Origin of the sequence: Bacillus sp. FJAT-27916, from assembly GCF_001183965.1 — a bacterium.
Classification (GTDB): Bacteria; Bacillota; Bacilli; order Bacillales; family Pradoshiaceae; genus Pradoshia.
This window is the reverse complement of record NZ_LFZV01000001.1, coordinates 1,575,987-1,593,622: the sequence shown is the minus strand read 5'-3', so window position 1 is coordinate 1,593,622 and position 17,636 is coordinate 1,575,987. Positions and strand designations below refer to the sequence as shown.

Sequence of the window (17,636 nt, the reverse complement as noted above, 5' to 3'; positions counted from 1 at the left end):
TTTATGAGGACCTGTCCGCCCCCTTTTTATTCAAATAAAGGCCGAGAAGCAAATCAATCACAAAGTGCATGATAATGGTCGCCGGAAGGCTTCCGGTACTATCAAAAATTAATCCGATAAAAAGACTCAGCAAACATATATTCAAAAACAAAAACCAATGAGATAAATACCTGACATGAATCACCGCAAAGATGAGACTTGCAGCCCATATCCCCCAATTTGCCTGAATAACCCCGCGGAATAACATTTCTTCACTAATCGCAATCAACGCGGTCAGAAAGACAATCCTTGGCACTGATAATGATTGAAATACCCGCTCATTAATGCCTCCATCATCATAATAGGAGGCAGGCAAGTACTTCATCCCCGCCAAATCTATGGCCACAACCAATAATCCAGCTAAGAAACCAAGCCACAACGGCCAACCCTCTAACCGGAGAAGAACGGTAAATTGGCCGAAATCATCAAAGGCAAAGTAACCGATAATGACCGCTGCCGTCAAAAGCAGACCTTGCGTGAGGAGCAGTTGCTTATATAACTCCTCATCCGTTAAATTCTTAATCATTTCTGCCTGTTTATTCTTCATGCTGTCCTGATTCACCCTCCTCACCAAAAAGGCGGGCAAGCTCAGCCCTCCACCCTTGATAGTGATGATCTAATACGTTTTCTTCCGGCAGGGCCTGAACCATCCTTTCAAATGTCAGCCCGCAATTATCACAGCAAAGCTCTCCTCCTCCGCTTGATTCTTGGTCAAAATAGGCGGCAATCGATTCTTTTCGGCACTTGCTTGACCGAATCCACTCCCTGAATTGCCATAGCTTACGAAGCTTATCTGAAAGGCGCTCATCAAAATAAGCAGACAGCCTATTTTTTCGCGAAGCAAGACTTTCCCCCTCGCTTCTCTCAAGAATGCGGTCTGCCTCTCTCATTCGTTCAATTTTTTCATCAACTATGATGCCTGATTTTGGTTCTAAAAGAGTATCACGATTAGCCAAATACCATTCAATATCCGAGACCTCAGGATAATCCTTCTCAATCATTTTCGCAGAAATCCGTTCATCCCCTTCAGAATAGAAGAGCAAGGCCAAAGATAGAAGACCATCTCTTCCAGCCCGTCCAATCTCCTGGACATACGCCTCCATGCTAGAGGGCATATTATAATGAATGACATAACGCAAGTTCTCTAGATTGATCCCCATCCCAAAAGCATTCGTCGCAACAATCAAATTGAGCTGCCCTTGGGCAAACTGCTGTTGAATTAATATTCGATCATTCGTATCCATGCCTCCATGATAGAAAGCCGCCTTATGATAGCCTGCATTAAGCAAGTCACTGCACAGGCTCTCGGCAAGCTTTCGGCTGGACACATAAATAATGCCCGGTCCCTTCAAGACACTTAAATAAGCATATAGCTTCTGCCGCTTTTCTTCGCTTCCTTCGACCGCTTCTACTAGGATTCCGATATTTTCCCTATTCACCTCATATACCATTACACGAGCGTTCGGAATAGATAAATTATCCAGAATATCCCTCCGCACTTCCTTTGTGGCTGTTGCCGTCAGGGCCAAGGTAACCGGATTACCTAATGCACTACGAATATCCCCGAGCCTCAAATAGCTCGGTCTAAAATCATATCCCCATTGCGAAATGCAGTGCGCCTCATCCACAACGAATAAAGAAATCTTCTGCCGGCTGATTTTCTGCAAAACGAACCTGGATTGGAGCATCTCAGGTGACACATAAATAAATTTCAACAGATGAAGCGAACGAAGGACCATCTCGCGTTCTTCCTTATTCACAAATGAGTTCAAGGCAGCCACTCTCTTCTCCCCCTTCGCCTTCATTTGCTCTACCTGATCCTGCATCAAGGAGAGCAGCGGGGAAACGACGACCACCAGTCCATCAAGCAAGTATCCCGGAAGCTGAAAACACAAGGTTTTCCCTGTACCGGTCGGCAGCATCGCCAATGTATCCTGACCACTAAGGACCGCTTCCACTACCTCCTTTTGCCCCATCCTGAAGGAAGGAAATCCAAATAATCTCGTTAATTGCTCCTCAAGCATTCCCATGCTGATCCCCTCTCTTCCATTTCGTCATGACAAGCCTAATCTTGAAATAAGGGACTCCCGGGGGCAGGAGCTCCTTAATGGACCGCAATTGGCCTGTATGAACAGAATTTGCTGCCTCCACAATCTGTCTCTGCTCCTCATCCGTCACATAATCCTCTATACTGAATCCCTCAATAAAGGAAGCAATCTCAACAATATGATCCTCAACCGTATTAATCTTCAACCTTCGAGCTCGGGCAATCTGCTCGATTGTTAACCCTTGCCGAACTAATTTCCATGTCATTTTCGTCGAATTAGTCAGCACAGATTCGTTCTGCTCCTCCTGAACGAGAAGACTATTCAGAAGAGGAAATGGTTCTTTTCGCGCAGATTCTATCATATAATGCAGCGTATCCAAGAAAAGAAATTGCGCATAATAATGATCAATCCCAAGCTTTCTTGCTGCCTGTGACAAAGTCATTCCTGCCCTCTCATGCCCCGACAAAAGCATGACAAACAGCTCAGGTGAAGCCCCATGCAGCCTATCCAAGCAATGATGAAGCTCTTCATAAAGCTCCCGAGAGAACTTTCGAAGGTTTTTGCCGTGCTGCTTCAGCCAACTCTTTACAAAGCGCTGATGGTCCAAATTTCTCTGCACAGGAATAAATGAATGATTTTCGTGGACCATATTGGACAACACCTGGACAAGCAACTGAAGTCTTGCCCAAAACAAAGGAGCCGTCTCCTTAAAAAGGAAGCCATTCAAATGACTCATCGGTTCATACTGTTCTCGCCATTCGTCAAGAAACGCCAATCCGGCATCCGAACAAATATAGGTCAAATCACCCACCGGCTCAATCAGCTCTCGTTCCTTCAAAAACCTCAAATGCTCATCCCACTCTTCACGGGAAAGCTTAGGCAACACTGCAAAAAAAGGATCCAACCCATACAATCTGGCATCCTGGATTGGCTGGGAGGAACGTTTCCCATTAAGTATATGTAAAGGCGAATACACCGTCCTTTGACCCTTTAACACTTTTATTAAATACAGTATTAATCCATCGATGTATGTTATAATAAACTCACCCCATTCTACATGATTAGACATCTTTATTTTACCAAATACTTGTCTTAAATGATGCAAGTTTCCATCGGCAATGCGGCAAAAGCCTTACATAACCATGAAATATTGGCTATTGAAAAGTCAGTACTTGAGTTTTACAATAAGGTGAGGGGTTTGATATCCGGAAAGGATATTAAATTATTTATTTGCGGGAGGTATAATAGCATGGCAAAATTCACAATCGTAGACAAAGAAACATGCATTGCTTGCGGAGCATGCGGTGCCGCAGCTCCAGATATTTATGATTACGACGATGAAGGCATTGCATTTGTTACTTTAGATGATAACCAAGGAATCGTCGAAATTCCTGACGTTCTAGAAGATGACATGATGGATGCTTTCGAAGGCTGCCCTACTGACTCAATCAAAGTGGCAGACGAATCCTTTGATGGTGACCCATTGAAATTCGAATAGGTTTGAATAGAAAGAAACCTTTGCTCGTGATAAGCAAAGGTTTCTTTTTTTGCAATGGAATATGTAATGATTTCCTGAGTATGGGGTACTGGGGGAGGCTGAGAAGGCCGTTGCCCAGAGGATGTCCACCCTTTCCTCATCCTATATACCCCTTGCCTGGGCATTGGATGGGGTTTCTCTGACGATGCCCACCCTTTCCCCATCCTATGTACCCTTTGTATGGGCATTGGGTGGGCTTTCTCTGACGATGCCCACCCTTTCCCCATCCTATGTACCCTTTGCCTGGGCATTGGGTGGGCTTTCTCTGACGATGCTCACCCTTTCCCCATCCTATATACCCTTTGCCTGGGCATTGGGTGGGCTTTCTTTGACGATGTCCACCCTTTCCCCATCCTATATACCCCTTGCCTGGGCATTGGATGGGGTTTCTCTGACGATGCCCACCCTTTCCCCATCCTATGTACCCTTTGCCTGGGCATTGGGTGGGCTTTCTCTGACGATGCCCACCCTTTCCCCATCCTATGTACCCTTTGTATGGGCATTGGGTGGGAACTGCGTGGCTTCTCCCGCCTCTTTCCCATCCTTCTACCGCCCTATATATCCCTTGCCCGGGGAAGAGGCGGGAACTGCATGGCATCTCCCACCTTTCCACCATCCCTTTCCCCTTTCGTCTACCGCTCCATACGTAGTCAATAGCCGGGAATCCGCACGGCTCCTCTCCTCCCTGCACCAGGAGCAAGCCTTCCTACATCCCTCCGACCAAATAAAAAAGAGAAGCAGCACAATCCCCTGCTTCTCTTCACTCTATATTATGTGCTTACTCAAGCACTTTTAATGACAGATTCTTTCATGAGCCATCCTTGCAGCTTGCTGAATAACAATAGGAATACAACTGCGATGATGCTTCCTTTAATTAGGTTGAACGGAATAATTGCAGCGGTGATATAGGCGCGAATTTCCGGACCTGACATGTTCCAGCCAAGCAGCTTGCTGTATACTGGGAGCAAGACATAGTAGTTCATGATACTCATAAACCCTGCAAGAATAATTGTTCCGCCAATTAGACCGAGGATCATGCCTTTTTTATTACCGACTTTCTTATACAGGTAGTAGACTGGCAAGATAAAGGAGACGCCTCCGATAAAGTTGGCGAAGTGGCCAACTGGGATACCTGTGTCGCTGCCTGTCATCATGAAGTCTAGAATATTTTTCAATAGTTCAACCATAATGCCGGCCACCGGCCCCATAACGAGTGCTGCAATTAATGCTGGTACATCGCTGAAATCGATTTGCAAGAATGCGGGAAATCCTGGGAACGGGAAGTTCAATATCATTAGAACATACCCGATGGCACCGAGGATGCCGATCTTGACCATTTTTTGAATCTTGCTGTTTTTTCTGTTCATTTTCCTCTCTCCTTAGGTTCTGGTGCTACCTCTTCTAGAAGAAAGGTTCTGCTAATATCCGTTCCAAAAGCATCGTCTCCATGAAAAAACCCTTTATCTTATTAGATAAAGGGAGAATTAGGCAATGCGAAAGAAACGTTTCGAAACTTTGCTTTTCGAACGTTAACAGAGACCTCCATCTTCTCCCATCCAGACTATACTGTCGGCTTTGGAATTTCACCAAATCCTGCCCCGAAAGGCTCGCGGGCTTAGAATGCATACATTCATCACCGCCGGTAGGGAATTTCACCCTGCCCCGAAGATAGACCAATATTTTATTTGGTTTGAATCTTCATTCATTATGAATGAGTCTTCAAAGCAAGAATACCATCAGGTTATGACAAACACAAGAGAAAAGTATCCTATGTCATAATTTACATATACCTTCTTTGTCAAATGTCAATGAGAATCATAGGAATATCTAAGTAAAATTTATTTTTTGAAATATCAAAATAGTAAGCGGTTACATAATTGACACATAGAATGACAGTCTTGTAGAGTGAAAACATAGCAAATTTTCCAACAGGAAGGTGACAATTTTGTTTAAAGTTCTAGTTGCAGATGCAATCAAGCCAGATGGTTTGACCCCTTTCATCGGTAGAGAAGACATTGAAGTTGTTCAAAAGACAGTCGAGAACGCAAAGAATGAGCTGCATGAATTTGATGCCTTGCTGGTTCGAAGCGCCACGAAGGTGACGGAAGCACTCCTTAATGACATGACAAGCTTAAAGATTATTGCACGAGCAGGTGTCGGGGTAGACAATATTGATGTGCCTTCATGCACGAAGCGCGGCGTCATCGTTGTCAATGCACCTGATGGTAATACCATTTCAACAGCGGAGCACACTTTCGCGATGATTGCGTCATTAGCCCGCAATATTCCCCAAGCCCATCAAACCGTTAAAAACAGCTCTTGGGAACGCAATCGATTTGCTGGAACAGAATTAAAGGGCAAGACACTCGGGATTGTTGGGATGGGCCGCATCGGTTCTGAGCTTACGAAAAGGGCGAGAGCCTTTCAAATGGATGTTTTCGCGTTTGATCCATTTTTGACAACTGAACGGGCGAAAGAACTTCATGTCACCACAGGATCCTTTGAGGAATTATTAACCGTATCTGATTTCATTACTGTACATACTCCTTTAACGAAAGACACAAAAGGCCTCCTAAATCGGGAAACGATTCAGAAATGCAAGGACGGCGTTTATCTCATCAACTGTGCACGCGGCGGTATCATTGATGAGGAAGCATTGTATGATGCTGTTGAGTCAGGCAAGGTTGCAGGGGCAGCGCTTGATGTGTTTGTGGAGGAGCCGCCTGTTGGCAATCGACTTCTCAACCTCGACCAAATCATCGTCACACCGCATTTAGGGGCTTCAACAAAAGAGGCCCAGTTAAATGTCGCAAAGCAGGTGGCTAAAGAGGTGGTTTCCTTTGTGGACGGCATACCGGTATCCAATTCTATTAACCTGCCTGCCATTCCAGCTGAACTGTTCAGCCGGATTCAGCCATACTATCAATTGGTTAGGACTCTTGGAAGCTTTCTTTCCCAATTTATTAATGAGGGTATCAAAGAGATCTCCATTACTTATGGAGGAGATTCATTTGATTATGATACGAGTATTCTCACGAAGGCATTGGTTTCCGGCTTCTTTAAAGGACGTGTTGATGTCAATGTCAATGAGGTAAATGCCCTCCTCTATGCGAAGGAGCGCTCCATAACCGTTGGAGAGAAAATTTCCAATGAGGCACATGGATATTCCTCCAGTGTGACTGTTAAAGTAGTTGGAGAAACAAAGAAAATGGAAGTGAAGGCAACCTATATTAAGGAATACGGTCCACGTATTTTTGCCATCAATGATTTCAAAATCGACTTCTATCCAGAAGGGCACATCCTCTACATCCAGCATCATGACCGCCCTGGTGTAATTGGAGTTGTCGGCAAGAAACTGGGTGATTTAAATCTCAATATTGCAACCATGCAGGTGGGCCGTAAGGAGGCCGGCGGTGAAGCCATTATGGTGTTAACCTTTGATGATCCGCTCCCTTCAGATATTCCTAATGAACTACTGTCAACACTGGAAATTTCGGAGGCAACCCTGATTGAATTGCCTTTATGTTAAGCCTATAAATAAACAAATGCCCGTTCAACTGGAACGGGCATTTGTGCTTTTCCCCATTAGATAAAATTCGGGGTATGATTCCCAAGTTACTCCATCCTTTTCTGCTGCCGCTCCATCGCTTTTCTGTGCGGTTTCTGTCTGTCTCCCTGCCAGAAATAGAAGGCTGATGCAGATTGCCAAGAGAAAAACAATAAAGAAACGTTTTGCATAACTGATCATACGTAACCCTCCGTCATTTTTTCACCCTTCCATATGTATTTCCAGTCAGAGTTGAATAGAACCGTTTTTCCACCCATTGTTTAACCCTCCAAATGTACCGCCTTCCTTCTCCCCTGAAGATTAATCGTTATATTAACATAATTAAAATGGTTAAAAATCAAGTAGACGGGTAAAGAATTCCGAAGATATAACTATATAAAAAAACAAAAGAGGAGTGAAGAAGATGCCCAAAATATCTCGAATTGAATTAGTTCAGCAAAACGAGCAGCCCGTACTTGCCATTCGGACGATGACTTCGATTGAAAAGCTTCCGCAATTAATCGGCGAGAGCTATCAAAAGATGGCAGATTATTTAGCGGAGCTTGGGGAATGTTTATCAGATGTTCCTTTCGTTGCGTATCATAATATGGATATGCATCATTTGGATGTGGAAATAGGCTTTCCTGTGATGAAGAAACTGCCCGATAAAGGCGATTTGAAGTCAGGATGTATTCCTGAAAGCAGGTCAATTTTCTGCATGTATCTCGGTCCATATGGCGACATAGAGCCAACTTATAATGAAATGGCTGAATTTATGAAGCAAAATGGCTATGAACCAACCGGGACAGCCTATGAATATTATTACAATGATTCTGATTTTCCGGAGAAGGTACGATTAACGAAAATTGTTATGCCGATTAAATGAGAAGTGCAATAAAAAGAGGACCTCAGCGTGCTTGCTGAGGTCCTCTTTGATTTGAATGCGTTACCCATGTAACAAGATTATTCTCCCCGCTTCCCCCATAAAACACGAAATCCTACTTTTTTGTTGGGAGGAAGAAGGTAAATGTCGTACCGTGTCCTAATTTGCTCGATACCTCGATTTTGCCGCCGTGGCCATGAATAATGTTTTTCACGATGGCAAGCCCTAAACCGGTGCCAGCACGGCCCCTCGTTCTAGCCTTATCCACCTTGTAGAAGCGTTCGAATACAAACGGCAGCTCTTCAGCAGATATTCCAACTCCTGTATCCTTGATCTCAAATATGATTCCGTTAGGACCTGTACGCTGAATGATACGCACCTCTCCGTTTTGCGGTGTATGGCGCAGAGCATTATCGACAAGGTTTGTAAATACTTGCTCCATACGGTCAGGATCAAATAATAGAATAGCATCTGGCTGGGTGATTTCGGCCACAATCTTGATTTGTTTTTCCTTTGCCAGTCCTTTGAATTTCTTCACTATTCGCTCGATAAAGCTGCCAATTTCCACCTCAGATTTATTTAAGGAAAGATGACCTGCCTCCATACGGGCGAGGTCCAGCAGTTCATTCACCAATCGGCCCATACGCAAGGATTCATCATAAATGACTTGTGCCATCTCCTTCTTCTCCTCTGGCGTTTCGGCAATATCATCGATGATAGCTTCACTATACCCTTGCATCATAGCAATAGGTGTCCGCAGCTCATGTGAAACATTGGCGATAAAATCCTTCCGCATCTTATCAAGCCTCCGCTCCTCCGTCATATCGCGAAGGACAGCAACCGCACCCCGTACCGCTTGAGCATCATAAAGAGGATTCATCAGAATGACCCAATCATGACCTTGCACGCTTACTTCCGCAATCTTGGTTGTTTCTGTTTCCTTGACCTCTTGGAATAAACTCAGCAGTTTCTCCGGCACTTGATTGCCAGTTTGCAGCTCTGCCAAGTCCGTTTCATCCATTTGGATATAGCTTAGAAAATCCTCAGCAGGCGGATTGGTGACAAGTATCTCCCCGTCACGGTTAAACGTGATGACCCCATCAGCCATACTGCTCAAGATATTGGATAGATTCTCCTTCTCCTCCTGCAAGGCACTCACATTATGCTTCAGCTGCTTGGCCATTCGGTTAAAGGTTCTCGATAAGTCACCAATTTCATCATTTGATATAATCGGGACCTTCATGTCAAATCTCCCTTTTGAGAGCTCCAACGCACCCTCCTTCAGCCTTCTGAGTGGAGCTGTCACTCGAGTCAGCAGGAAGAAGGCGAAGACTGTTGTCAGAATGATTCCCGCCAAGACGGCTATCAGAATGAATTTCGTCGTGGAAGCACTCGTACTTTCACTTGAATCAACGGATTGAAAGGCATAGATGGCTCCTTCAATATTATTTGTATCCAGCGGAATACCGACAATGGTTGCTTGCGTTACATTGTCCCCTTTCAATACGGATGGCAAGTAGGTCGTTTCCTTCACTTCTTTCTGATCGAACAAAGCGTACTTTAGTTCTTCATCCTTTTGAAAAAGCTGCGCTATCTCATCCTCATCGGCATCCTGTAAGCTCGTATAGACGGTTCCATCCTTTAAGAGAATGACAACGCCGACGCCCTCATCGGTTGTTTCCCAAATAATATCGAGTACGTCTGCGTAATTCTCATGCTCTGTAATAACCGTCTCCACTTGATTAGCTGTCAAAAAGAGTGACTGCTCTGCCTCTTGCATGCTTTGATTGTGAAAGAACTCCAAGAGCAGAACTGTCAGAATGAACAAGACGAAGGAAAAGAGCAGGATAATGGTTAACCATAGCTTGCCAACCACACTTTTCCAAAGCATCAGTCTATCTGCACCTCAAATTTGTACCCGACTCCCCAAACGGTTACAATCATTTTCGCGGCATCCTCAGACACTTTATTTAATTTTTCTCTCAATCTCTTAATATGCGTATCAACGGTTCGCAAATCTCCGAAGAATTCATAATGCCAGACTTCTTTAAGGAGTTGCTCACGTTCAAATACTTTATCTGGTGTTTTCGCCAGGAAGAGGAGAAGCTCGTATTCCTTCGGTGTGAGGGCAACCTCTTTTCCGTCAGCGAGCACACGGTGTGCATCATTATCGATTGTTAAATGATCAAAGACAATAACATCCTTTGTGGAGCCTTCAGCCTGTAAATAAGATGTCTTAGACGCCCTTCTTAAAAGAGCCTTCACTCTTAGCACAACTTCTCTAGGACTGAACGGCTTAACGATGTAATCATCTGTGCCGGCCTCAAAGCCTTGTACACGATTCACTTCCTCGCCTTTTGCTGTCAGCATGATTACAGGCGTGGCCTTCTTTTCGCGCAATTCCTTGCAGACTTCAATCCCATCCTTGCCAGGCATCATTAAATCGAGCAATATTGCATCGTAATCATTTGACAAGGCTAGTTCTATAGCATCATCACCATTTGCAGCCTCATCAATCACGTAATCTTCTCGCTCTAAATACATTTTCAACAATCTTCTAATTCGGTCTTCATCATCAACTACAAGCAATCGGATGGTGCTTTCTTCCATCACCCGAACCCCCTTCATGGAAACTATTCCAGTACTTAACAACTTATTAACCTCAAAATTCATTATACCTTGATAATATTAGTTTAGGAATATAAAACTAAAAATTCTAAGAAATAGGAACTAGAACACACCTTTATAAGATGCCTAATCCTTCATTACTATTATCATAACAATTTTTGTGAACTTTTTAAAAATAATGGCTCCCAAATCTATCTTTTCCACACAAAAAGGTCAAATCTGTTACAGATTTGACCTTTTCACCATTTATCTATTTAAGCATAGGAATGAAGACCGGCGATAACTAGGTTAACGACAATGAGATTAAACATGATGATAGCAAAGCCTGCAACGGCCAGCCAGGCTGATTTCTCACCATGCCATCCTCTTGATATACGCAAATGAAGGAACGCCGCATAAAATAACCATGTAATAAGCGCCCATACTTCTTTCGGGTCCCATCCCCAGAATCTTGACCAGGCAATCTGTGCCCAAATCATGGCAAAGATCAAGGCTCCGAGCGTGAAGACGGGGAAGCCAATGACAATGGAACGATAGCCGATTTCATCCAGTAAATTCAGATTGACTGATTTCACCAATGGCTGCAAAGCGGCTCCAATTCGCTTCCTCAATACTAAACGAAGAAGACCATAAAATACAAAGCCGGCTAAAACAGACCAAATGACTGTATTGAATTTCTTTGCATTGATGAATGCCGGCATATCGATGAGCGGTTCCATTCCTTCTCCTGCTGTCAGCTTCGCTTCATGCGGACCGAATAAAGCCGGCATTGTATAGGAGGCCGTTTCCTCTGCACCATCTTTATTCACCCAAGTATAGTCTGCCTTGTAATCTGCTAATGAGAAACCTGTGGTTACAGCGACAAATCCAACAGTTGAGATCAAGAAAAAGAGAATAGCTTCAAGCCAGAACGTTCTCTTTGAAGCCTTCGTCTGGTCAATAAACTTCAATAAATAAATCAACCCTGCTGCAAAGCTGATAGCAAGAATCGCTTCTCCAGCTGCAGCTGTCGTCACATGAATTTGCAGCCAATGGCTCTTTAATGAAGGGACCAGCGGCGAAATATCGCGCGGGAACATGCTTGCATAAGCAATGATTAAAAGAGCAATCGGCATCGTGAAGACACCTAGAATAGAAGCCTTATAAATAAAGTAAATAATAATGAAGGCACCGACCAGCATCATTCCGAAAAATGTTGTAAATTCGAATAAATTACTGACAGGTGCATGTCCTGAGGCCATCCAGCGTGTGATGAAATAACCTACCTGAGCCGCAAACCCAATAATGGTCACCGTTATTCCGGCTTTTGCCCATCCTTTGTAGTTTCGTGTATCTGCCTTCCCTTTTATGGAGCCGGCAAAAATGAACGTTGATACTAAATAAAGTATAAAAGCTGCAAACAATAAATTACTGCTTAGTTCAGCCACTCACTTCTCCCCCTTTAGTTTGACTGGATTCCTCCTCGGTTTGGTCAACCGGAAGCGGTATTGGAGTTCCCTCCAATATCTCATTTATCTCACGCTTAATTCCATACCAGTTCTTGTTCGTATGAGCTGCAACCAAGATTTCTCCATCCTTTTGCTGAAGCCAGATTCTTCGGTGCTGCCAATAGGCCCCCTGTACAACCCCAATCATGAAAATTAAGCCGCCAAGCCCCAAAACCCATAATGTAAGATCCTTCCTGACAGTCAGGTAGGTTGAGTATTGATAATCAATGCCGCTGAATTTAATGGCGTATTCATTCTCACCCATCGGCTCAAGGTTCTGCTGAATACCAATGAAGGCGACCTCAGGCTCCGAATTGCCCGGCGTATACAGGTTAAAGATGAAGGCTGGATTATTCGGATACCTAGACTTTGTGGTCGGCTGATTATTCTCGTCGAATTCAAAATCTGGGAAATAGCTGGCAAGCTGGACTTTATAGCCATCCCCGAGATCATAGGAATCTTTCGGATTCTTTAAATCAACCGTAAATTCCCCAAAGCTCTTCTCTGATGATTTATTGATGAAAGAAAAATTCATAGATGAAAATGATTCTTCATAAGAGGTTTGATAGAGGGCAAATGATTCAAATTTCAACGGATCATTAACAATGATGGGAAAATCCTTCACCTTCTCAAGCTCTGGTTCTTCACCAGGAATCGTTTCGCCGATATGTTTGTAAAGAGTCGCATTCGTCTGATAATTGCTGACAACTGAGCCTGTCCGCTCAAGCGCCGACTCAAACTTGGCGTCTGCTTCCTTATCATACGTTTCAATGATAAACTGATTATTCTTTACATAATACTCCCCATTGGTTCCAGGGACGGCGACGGTCTCCCCTTCAGGAATACGCATGTACTCATTTACATACATGCCTGGTACAAAGCGGAGCATCCCGCCAATCAAGAAGATGATCAAGCCAATATGGTTGACATAGGGACCCCAGCGCGAGAACCGATTCTTCTCAGCTAGAATATTCCCGTTTTCTTCTCTAATTTTGTACCGTTTTGCGGCAAGTCTTTCTTTAATAAGCTCATAGGTTCCGTCAACCATTTTCGTCGATTGGCCGAAAATCCGCTGTCTTCTCATGAACTGTGGATGCCTGGTGACACGCTGATTCTTCAAAGCGCGGTATAAAGGCACAAATCGATCCAAGCTCGCGATAACGAGCGATACCCCGAGCAAGGACACAAGCAGCAAGAACCACCATGAGCTGTATAAGTTATGTAATCCTAATTCATAATAAATCTTCCCGATGGTTCCGTACTCATTCTCATAAAAAGTATTTGCCGGCTCACCGGCTGGAATGAGGGCCTCCTGTGGGAAGATAGTTCCAATGGAGGCGGCAATGAGCGGAAGGATGATTAAGGTGACCCCTACTTTGACAGAAGAGAAGAAGGTCCATACCTTATCAATCACGGTTTTATTATACGTTTGGGAACGCCTTGCGCTGCCCTCGTATTTCATATCCAGTAATTTCTGCTTTTCTTCCTCTGTCTCCTTCTCTAGCACCTTGCCGCATGCTTCACACAGCACCGTTCCATATGGATTGATGTGACCGCATTCACACTTAATTTCTTTCATGAAACATTACCCCTTGTTATGGCTGAATTTGTTCCATCATCTGCTGGATCTTTTCCTCTGTTAAACTGCCAGTCGTGTAATCTACGACTTTTCCATCCTTATCGATTAAATAAGTGGCTGGCAGGGTATTAATCAAATAATTTTGCTGAACAAGATTATTCTTATCAATAACAATTGGAAATGTCAATTTATGTCTGTCTCTGAATTTCTCAACGACAAAATCCGCCTCATTCACATTGACGGCCACTACATGGACGCCTTTATCCTTGAATTGCTCATATTGGCTTTGGATATAGGGCATTTCATATTCACAAGGCTTGCACCATGTTCCCCAGAAATTAAGGAATACACCCTGCCCCTTGTACTCCTCCAGCACATGCTTCATTCCCTCTAGGTCAGTCAAAGCAAAATTCGGCGCTTCATCACCTTTATCAAGTGACTTTTCCTTGTCCATCGTTAAGCTGGAATAGACGACATACACGACAGCACTAGCCAAAACAGCCAAAATGATCGTTCTCATCCAAAAACGCTTTTGTTTGTTCATACGTGCCTTTCCCCCATTTGTTCCTGTATGTACCCATTAAGCACCGCCTTTGTCCCCGATTGCATAAAAGCAGTGCCCTGGTTTGCTAGACAAATTATCTATTTTTATTTAGTGCCATATTACGGAGCTGTTTCACCTCATGCGGTGTTAACTCGCGGTAATCGCCTGTATTAACCCCATGCAAGGTCAAGAAGCCGTATGCCTCGCGTTTTAGTTTCATGACAGGCATACCAATTGCCTCAAACATCCTTCTGACCTGTCTATTACGGCCTTCATGGATGGTCAGCTCAATGATGGATGTCTGCTTCCTGCGGTCCATGGAAATCATTTTCGCCTTTGCAGGAGCTGTTTTTCCATCCTCAAGCATAACGCCGCGCTCTAATTGGCGCATCGCTTCACGGCTTGGAATCCCCTTTACTTTTGCCACATAGGTTTTTTCAATCTGATATTTCGGATGCATAAGCGCATTGGCGAAATCACCGTCATTCGTTAATAAAAGCAAGCCAGATGTATCATAATCCAGCCTTCCAACCGGATAGATGCGCTTTTCAACAAACGGGAATAAGTCTACGACCGTTTTGCGTCCCTTATCATCTGATACAGCCGAAATGACTCCGCGCGGTTTATAAAGAAGGTAGTAAACCGGCTCTTCCTTCTCAACTGGCACACCGCTGACCTCAATATGGTCATTCGGTCCTACCTTAACACCAAGCTCCCTGACAACCTTTCCATTCACGGTTACTTTCCCTTCCTGAATCAGTTGTTCAGCCTTGCGTCGTGACGCAATGCCGGCTTGGGCTATCACTTTTTGTATTCTTTCCATTCATAATCACCTGTCTAATTTTACTTTTTCTAGATAGTTTACACAAATCATAGGGTTTCTACCTAATTGTTCATTATACTTTGTTTTTCGCGAAAACGATATGTTCATTCATCGATATTATTTCATTCCTAGCTCGGAAACACAAAAAAATCGGCTTAAATCGCCGATTTCTATCATTTATTCCTATTTTTAACATACAAGGAGATAATTTGTCCAATTTTTGAACATTTATTGAAACATGATTGTTGCCAGTATAATGGCTGCTCCGATTCCTACCAGGTCCGCCCATAAGCCAACCTTAAGTGCATCCCCCATTCTTTTGATCCCGACTGCGCCGAAATAAACCGTCAAGACATACAAGGTCGTATCCGTACTTCCTTGAATCGTTGAAGCTACTCTGCCGATGAACGAGTCAGGACCATAGCTAGCAATCAGATCACTCGCCATTCCTAAAGCGGCATTGCCGGAGATAGGCCTGATTAAGGCAAGCGGAACAACCTCTGAAGGCACCCCCAATACATGCAAGGCAGGCTTTATCCAGGAGATGACCGCATCCATCGCACCGGAAGCGCGAAAGATTGAAATAGCCACCATCATTCCAATTAAAAAAGGGATGATTGAGAAGGTGATTTTAACCCCCTCCTTTCCTCCTTCTACAAAGCTTTCATAGGTTGGAACCTTCTTATAGGTGCCATAGGCTAAAATCAATAGAATCATGACAGGAATCATCCATAGCGACAGGGCTGAAATCCATTGCATATCACTCTATCCCCTTTCGCACCCTCTTATAATAATAGAACCGGTCAATGAAGATTGCCGCAATCGTCGCAATGACAGTAGCCAATAAAGTCGGCCCGACAATTTCTGTCGGATTGGCTGAATGATAATGGATGCGAATGCCGATGACAGTCGTCGGGATAAGTGTTAAGCCTGATGTGTTTAAGGCAAGAAAGGTAATCATTGATCGGCTCGCTGAATCCTTGTTCCCATTCAGAATTTTTAATTGTTCCATTGCCTTGATGCCAAGCGGTGTCGCCGCATTCCCGAGACCTAATGTGTTAGCCATTATATTGGAGACGATATAGCCCATTGCCGGGTGATTCGCCGGCACATCTGGGAAAAGACGGGAGACAATTGGCTTAAACAATAAGGATAGCTTCTCAAGCAAGCCTGAATGCTCAGCAATCTTCATCATCCCGAGCCAGAAGACAAGAATACTCATCAATCCAAAACAAAGGGTGACAGACTCCTTCGCACTCTTGAATATCGCCTCATTGACCTCTGCAATCGTCCCCGTAAACATAGCATAGACAATTCCTATGATACTGAGACCGACCCATATATAGTTAACCATTCCGATCAGCACCTGCAAAAGTCATAAACACATGCATCCATGTTTCCATGACCGTCTTTTTCTCTTTCTTTAAATAGATGGGCTTCTTATAGAGAACCTCCCCATCCAGTATCAGCTCGGCAACCCCAACCTTTTCAGGCCATTTCTTTTCGTTCCTCCATTTTTTCTTTGGCTTTTGCAGCTTATAAACTACTTTGACCTTTTCCTTCTCCTCATCCGTCAGCGGATAGATCAATGACGACCTCAAATGAGCCTTCTTTTTGTAAAAGCCTTTCTTAACGGCATCAATCGGTCCTTCTGGAAGCACCTCGACAAGTGAATACTGGTCAAAACCTGCCTCGTAAAGGGCGATATGGTCTGCCCAATCAGTTGAATCATCAATCGTAACCGTTATGAGGTCAACTCCGTCCTTTGAAGCAGTCGTGACAAGAGTTCGTTTAGCCTTTTTTGTATAACCAGTCTTTCCTCCTGTACAGTATTTATATTTTTCGGTAAGGAGACGGTTTTTGTTTTTCCACACGCGATCCCACGCTTCATTCGGATTCGGGGCTCTATGTATTTTCGTTCCGGCTATTTTACGGTAATTCTTATTCTTCATCGCATATTGAGTCAGGATAGCCATATCGTAAGCAGTGGAGTAATGATTATTGGAGTCATCCAGGCCATGCGGATTCGTGAAATGACTGTTCTCCATCCCAATCCATTCCGCCTTCTGGTTCATCATGGTGGCAAATCCCTCCACACTTCCTCCCACATATTCTGCAATCGCAATAGCCGCGTCATTTCCAGACCGGAGCATAAGGCCATAAACAAGATCGCTTAGTTTAATCTTCTCCCCGACCTTCAAATAGATGGCAGAGCCCTCTGCCTTCAAGATTGATTCACTCACCGTTACGGTTTTGTCCATCTTCCCTGACTCAATCGCCAGGATAGCCGTCATAATTTTAGTGATGCTCGCAATCCTTCTTTTTGTATGAGCATCCTTCTCATATAGAATCCTGCCGGTACTTTGCTCAATCGTAATCGCACTTTTTGCACCGACCTGCATGCTTTTCATTTCCTTTGCCTGCACCTGGTTCTCTTCACCTAGAATGAAGGTCATACTCAATATGCAGACGAGAAGGCTCAACAGAATCTTCTTCCCCCATGAGGAGGATTGACTGCTAT

General features: G+C 44.0%; 17 protein-coding genes and 1 riboswitch. Of the genes, 3 read left to right on the top strand and 14 right to left on the bottom strand.

What is annotated here, in order from left to right; translation table 11 throughout:
- Position 1 precedes the first annotated feature (1 nt).
- The 3 genes from AC622_RS07680 to AC622_RS07670 are packed head-to-tail and all read right to left on the bottom strand — an operon-like array spanning position 2 to position 3,156.
- The gene (locus AC622_RS07680; protein ID WP_049670534.1) at positions 2 to 586 is read right to left on the bottom strand and encodes a CPBP family intramembrane glutamic endopeptidase; all 585 of its coding nucleotides are present in this window, start codon (positions 584 to 586) and stop codon (positions 2 to 4) included.
- Positions 576 to 2,069, bottom strand: a complete 1,494-nt coding sequence (locus tag AC622_RS07675; protein ID WP_053103730.1) for a RecQ family ATP-dependent DNA helicase — start codon at positions 2,067 to 2,069, stop codon at positions 576 to 578. Before AC622_RS07675 ends, AC622_RS07680 begins: the two co-directional genes overlap by 11 nt.
- Positions 2,056 to 3,156 (bottom strand): helix-turn-helix domain-containing protein, encoded by a 1,101-nt coding sequence (locus AC622_RS07670; RefSeq protein ID WP_082197064.1) that lies wholly within the window; start codon positions 3,154 to 3,156, stop codon positions 2,056 to 2,058. The genes AC622_RS07675 and AC622_RS07670 overlap by 14 nt, the downstream gene beginning before the upstream one ends.
- A 180-nt stretch (positions 3,157 to 3,336) precedes the next feature.
- Here AC622_RS07670 and AC622_RS07665 point away from each other — a divergent pair, with 180 nt between their 5' ends.
- Positions 3,337 to 3,585: a ferredoxin gene (locus AC622_RS07665; protein ID WP_049670532.1), complete on the top strand. Its 249-nt coding sequence runs from the start codon at positions 3,337 to 3,339 to the stop codon at positions 3,583 to 3,585.
- Positions 3,586 to 4,406: 821 nt separating this feature from the next.
- Here AC622_RS07665 and AC622_RS07655 read toward each other — a convergent pair.
- The gene (locus AC622_RS07655; protein ID WP_049670530.1) at positions 4,407 to 4,991 is read right to left on the bottom strand and encodes an ECF transporter S component; all 585 of its coding nucleotides are present in this window, start codon (positions 4,989 to 4,991) and stop codon (positions 4,407 to 4,409) included.
- A gap of 173 nt (positions 4,992 to 5,164) precedes the next feature.
- Positions 5,165 to 5,298, bottom strand: a riboswitch (FMN riboswitch).
- A 271-nt stretch (positions 5,299 to 5,569) separates the two neighbouring features.
- On the opposite strand from AC622_RS07655, the gene serA reads away from it, so the two are divergent.
- Positions 5,570 to 7,153 carry a phosphoglycerate dehydrogenase gene (gene serA / locus AC622_RS07650; RefSeq protein ID WP_049670529.1) on the top strand — a complete coding sequence of 528 codons (1,584 nt, stop codon included), beginning with the start codon at positions 5,570 to 5,572 and terminating at the stop codon, positions 7,151 to 7,153.
- Between the two features lie 24 nt (positions 7,154 to 7,177).
- Here serA and AC622_RS07645 read toward each other — a convergent pair whose 3' ends face one another.
- Positions 7,178 to 7,372: a hypothetical protein gene (locus tag AC622_RS07645; RefSeq protein ID WP_049670528.1), complete on the bottom strand. Its 195-nt coding sequence runs from the start codon at positions 7,370 to 7,372 to the stop codon at positions 7,178 to 7,180.
- 223 nt (positions 7,373 to 7,595) lie between these two features.
- Here AC622_RS07645 and AC622_RS07640 point away from each other — a divergent pair, with 223 nt between their 5' ends.
- Entirely contained in the window at positions 7,596 to 8,057 is a 462-nt protein-coding gene (locus AC622_RS07640; RefSeq protein WP_049670527.1) for a GyrI-like domain-containing protein, read from the top strand.
- Between the two features lie 112 nt (positions 8,058 to 8,169).
- Here the strand turns inward: AC622_RS07640 and AC622_RS07635 are convergent, their stop codons facing one another.
- From AC622_RS07635 to AC622_RS07595, 9 genes are all read right to left on the bottom strand, one after another.
- Positions 8,170 to 9,945 (bottom strand): ATP-binding protein, encoded by a 1,776-nt coding sequence (locus AC622_RS07635; protein WP_269431777.1) that lies wholly within the window; start codon positions 9,943 to 9,945, stop codon positions 8,170 to 8,172.
- The gene (locus tag AC622_RS07630; RefSeq protein WP_049670525.1) at positions 9,945 to 10,664 is read right to left on the bottom strand and encodes a response regulator transcription factor; all 720 of its coding nucleotides are present in this window, start codon (positions 10,662 to 10,664) and stop codon (positions 9,945 to 9,947) included. The genes AC622_RS07635 and AC622_RS07630 overlap by 1 nt, the downstream gene beginning before the upstream one ends.
- A 272-nt stretch (positions 10,665 to 10,936) precedes the next feature.
- The gene (gene ccsB / locus AC622_RS07625; RefSeq protein ID WP_049670524.1) at positions 10,937 to 12,109 is read right to left on the bottom strand and encodes a c-type cytochrome biogenesis protein CcsB; all 1,173 of its coding nucleotides are present in this window, start codon (positions 12,107 to 12,109) and stop codon (positions 10,937 to 10,939) included.
- Positions 12,102 to 13,748, bottom strand: coding sequence for a cytochrome c biogenesis protein ResB (gene resB, locus AC622_RS07620; protein ID WP_049670523.1), 1,647 nt, complete (start codon positions 13,746 to 13,748; stop codon positions 12,102 to 12,104). Before resB ends, ccsB begins: the two co-directional genes overlap by 8 nt.
- A gap of 16 nt (positions 13,749 to 13,764) precedes the next feature.
- Complete coding sequence (gene resA, locus AC622_RS07615) at positions 13,765 to 14,292, bottom strand: thiol-disulfide oxidoreductase ResA (protein WP_049670522.1); 528 nt, start codon at positions 14,290 to 14,292, stop codon at positions 13,765 to 13,767.
- Between the two features lie 94 nt (positions 14,293 to 14,386).
- Positions 14,387 to 15,115, bottom strand: coding sequence for a 23S rRNA pseudouridine(2605) synthase RluB (gene rluB, locus AC622_RS07610; RefSeq protein WP_049670521.1), 729 nt, complete (start codon positions 15,113 to 15,115; stop codon positions 14,387 to 14,389).
- 228 nt (positions 15,116 to 15,343) lie between these two features.
- Complete coding sequence (locus AC622_RS07605) at positions 15,344 to 15,874, bottom strand: spore maturation protein (RefSeq protein WP_049670520.1); 531 nt, start codon at positions 15,872 to 15,874, stop codon at positions 15,344 to 15,346.
- Position 15,875: 1 nt separating this feature from the next.
- Entirely contained in the window at positions 15,876 to 16,469 is a 594-nt protein-coding gene (locus AC622_RS07600) for a nucleoside recognition domain-containing protein (RefSeq protein WP_049670519.1), read from the bottom strand.
- Positions 16,462 to 17,571: a D-alanyl-D-alanine carboxypeptidase family protein gene (locus tag AC622_RS07595; protein WP_049672842.1), complete on the bottom strand. Its 1,110-nt coding sequence runs from the start codon at positions 17,569 to 17,571 to the stop codon at positions 16,462 to 16,464. The genes AC622_RS07600 and AC622_RS07595 overlap by 8 nt, the downstream gene beginning before the upstream one ends.
- Between the last annotated feature and the right edge of the window lie 65 nt (positions 17,572 to 17,636).

What these genes read in the sequence shown, in the direction of transcription:
- AC622_RS07680 (WP_049670534.1), bottom strand. Translation starts at nt 586, where the DNA reads ATGAAGAATAAACAGGCAGAAATGATTAAGAATTTAACGGATGAGGAG.
- AC622_RS07675 (WP_053103730.1), bottom strand. Translation starts at nt 2,069, where the DNA reads ATGGGAATGCTTGAGGAGCAATTAACGAGATTATTTGGATTTCCTTCC.
- AC622_RS07670 (WP_082197064.1), bottom strand. Translation starts at nt 3,156, where the DNA reads ATGTCTAATCATGTAGAATGGGGTGAGTTTATTATAACATACATCGAT.
- AC622_RS07665 (WP_049670532.1), top strand. Translation starts at nt 3,337, where the DNA reads ATGGCAAAATTCACAATCGTAGACAAAGAAACATGCATTGCTTGCGGA.
- AC622_RS07655 (WP_049670530.1), bottom strand. Translation starts at nt 4,991, where the DNA reads ATGAACAGAAAAAACAGCAAGATTCAAAAAATGGTCAAGATCGGCATC.
- AC622_RS07645 (WP_049670528.1), bottom strand. Translation starts at nt 7,372, where the DNA reads ATGATCAGTTATGCAAAACGTTTCTTTATTGTTTTTCTCTTGGCAATC.
- AC622_RS07640 (WP_049670527.1), top strand. Translation starts at nt 7,596, where the DNA reads ATGCCCAAAATATCTCGAATTGAATTAGTTCAGCAAAACGAGCAGCCC.
- AC622_RS07635 (WP_269431777.1), bottom strand. Translation starts at nt 9,945, where the DNA reads ATGCTTTGGAAAAGTGTGGTTGGCAAGCTATGGTTAACCATTATCCTG.
- AC622_RS07630 (WP_049670525.1), bottom strand. Translation starts at nt 10,664, where the DNA reads ATGGAAGAAAGCACCATCCGATTGCTTGTAGTTGATGATGAAGACCGA.
- resB (WP_049670523.1), bottom strand. Translation starts at nt 13,748, where the DNA reads ATGAAAGAAATTAAGTGTGAATGCGGTCACATCAATCCATATGGAACG.
- resA (WP_049670522.1), bottom strand. Translation starts at nt 14,292, where the DNA reads ATGAACAAACAAAAGCGTTTTTGGATGAGAACGATCATTTTGGCTGTT.
- rluB (WP_049670521.1), bottom strand. Translation starts at nt 15,115, where the DNA reads ATGGAAAGAATACAAAAAGTGATAGCCCAAGCCGGCATTGCGTCACGA.
- AC622_RS07605 (WP_049670520.1), bottom strand. Translation starts at nt 15,874, where the DNA reads ATGCAATGGATTTCAGCCCTGTCGCTATGGATGATTCCTGTCATGATT.
- AC622_RS07600 (WP_049670519.1), bottom strand. Translation starts at nt 16,469, where the DNA reads ATGGTTAACTATATATGGGTCGGTCTCAGTATCATAGGAATTGTCTAT.
- AC622_RS07595 (WP_049672842.1), bottom strand. Translation starts at nt 17,571, where the DNA reads ATGACCTTCATTCTAGGTGAAGAGAACCAGGTGCAGGCAAAGGAAATG.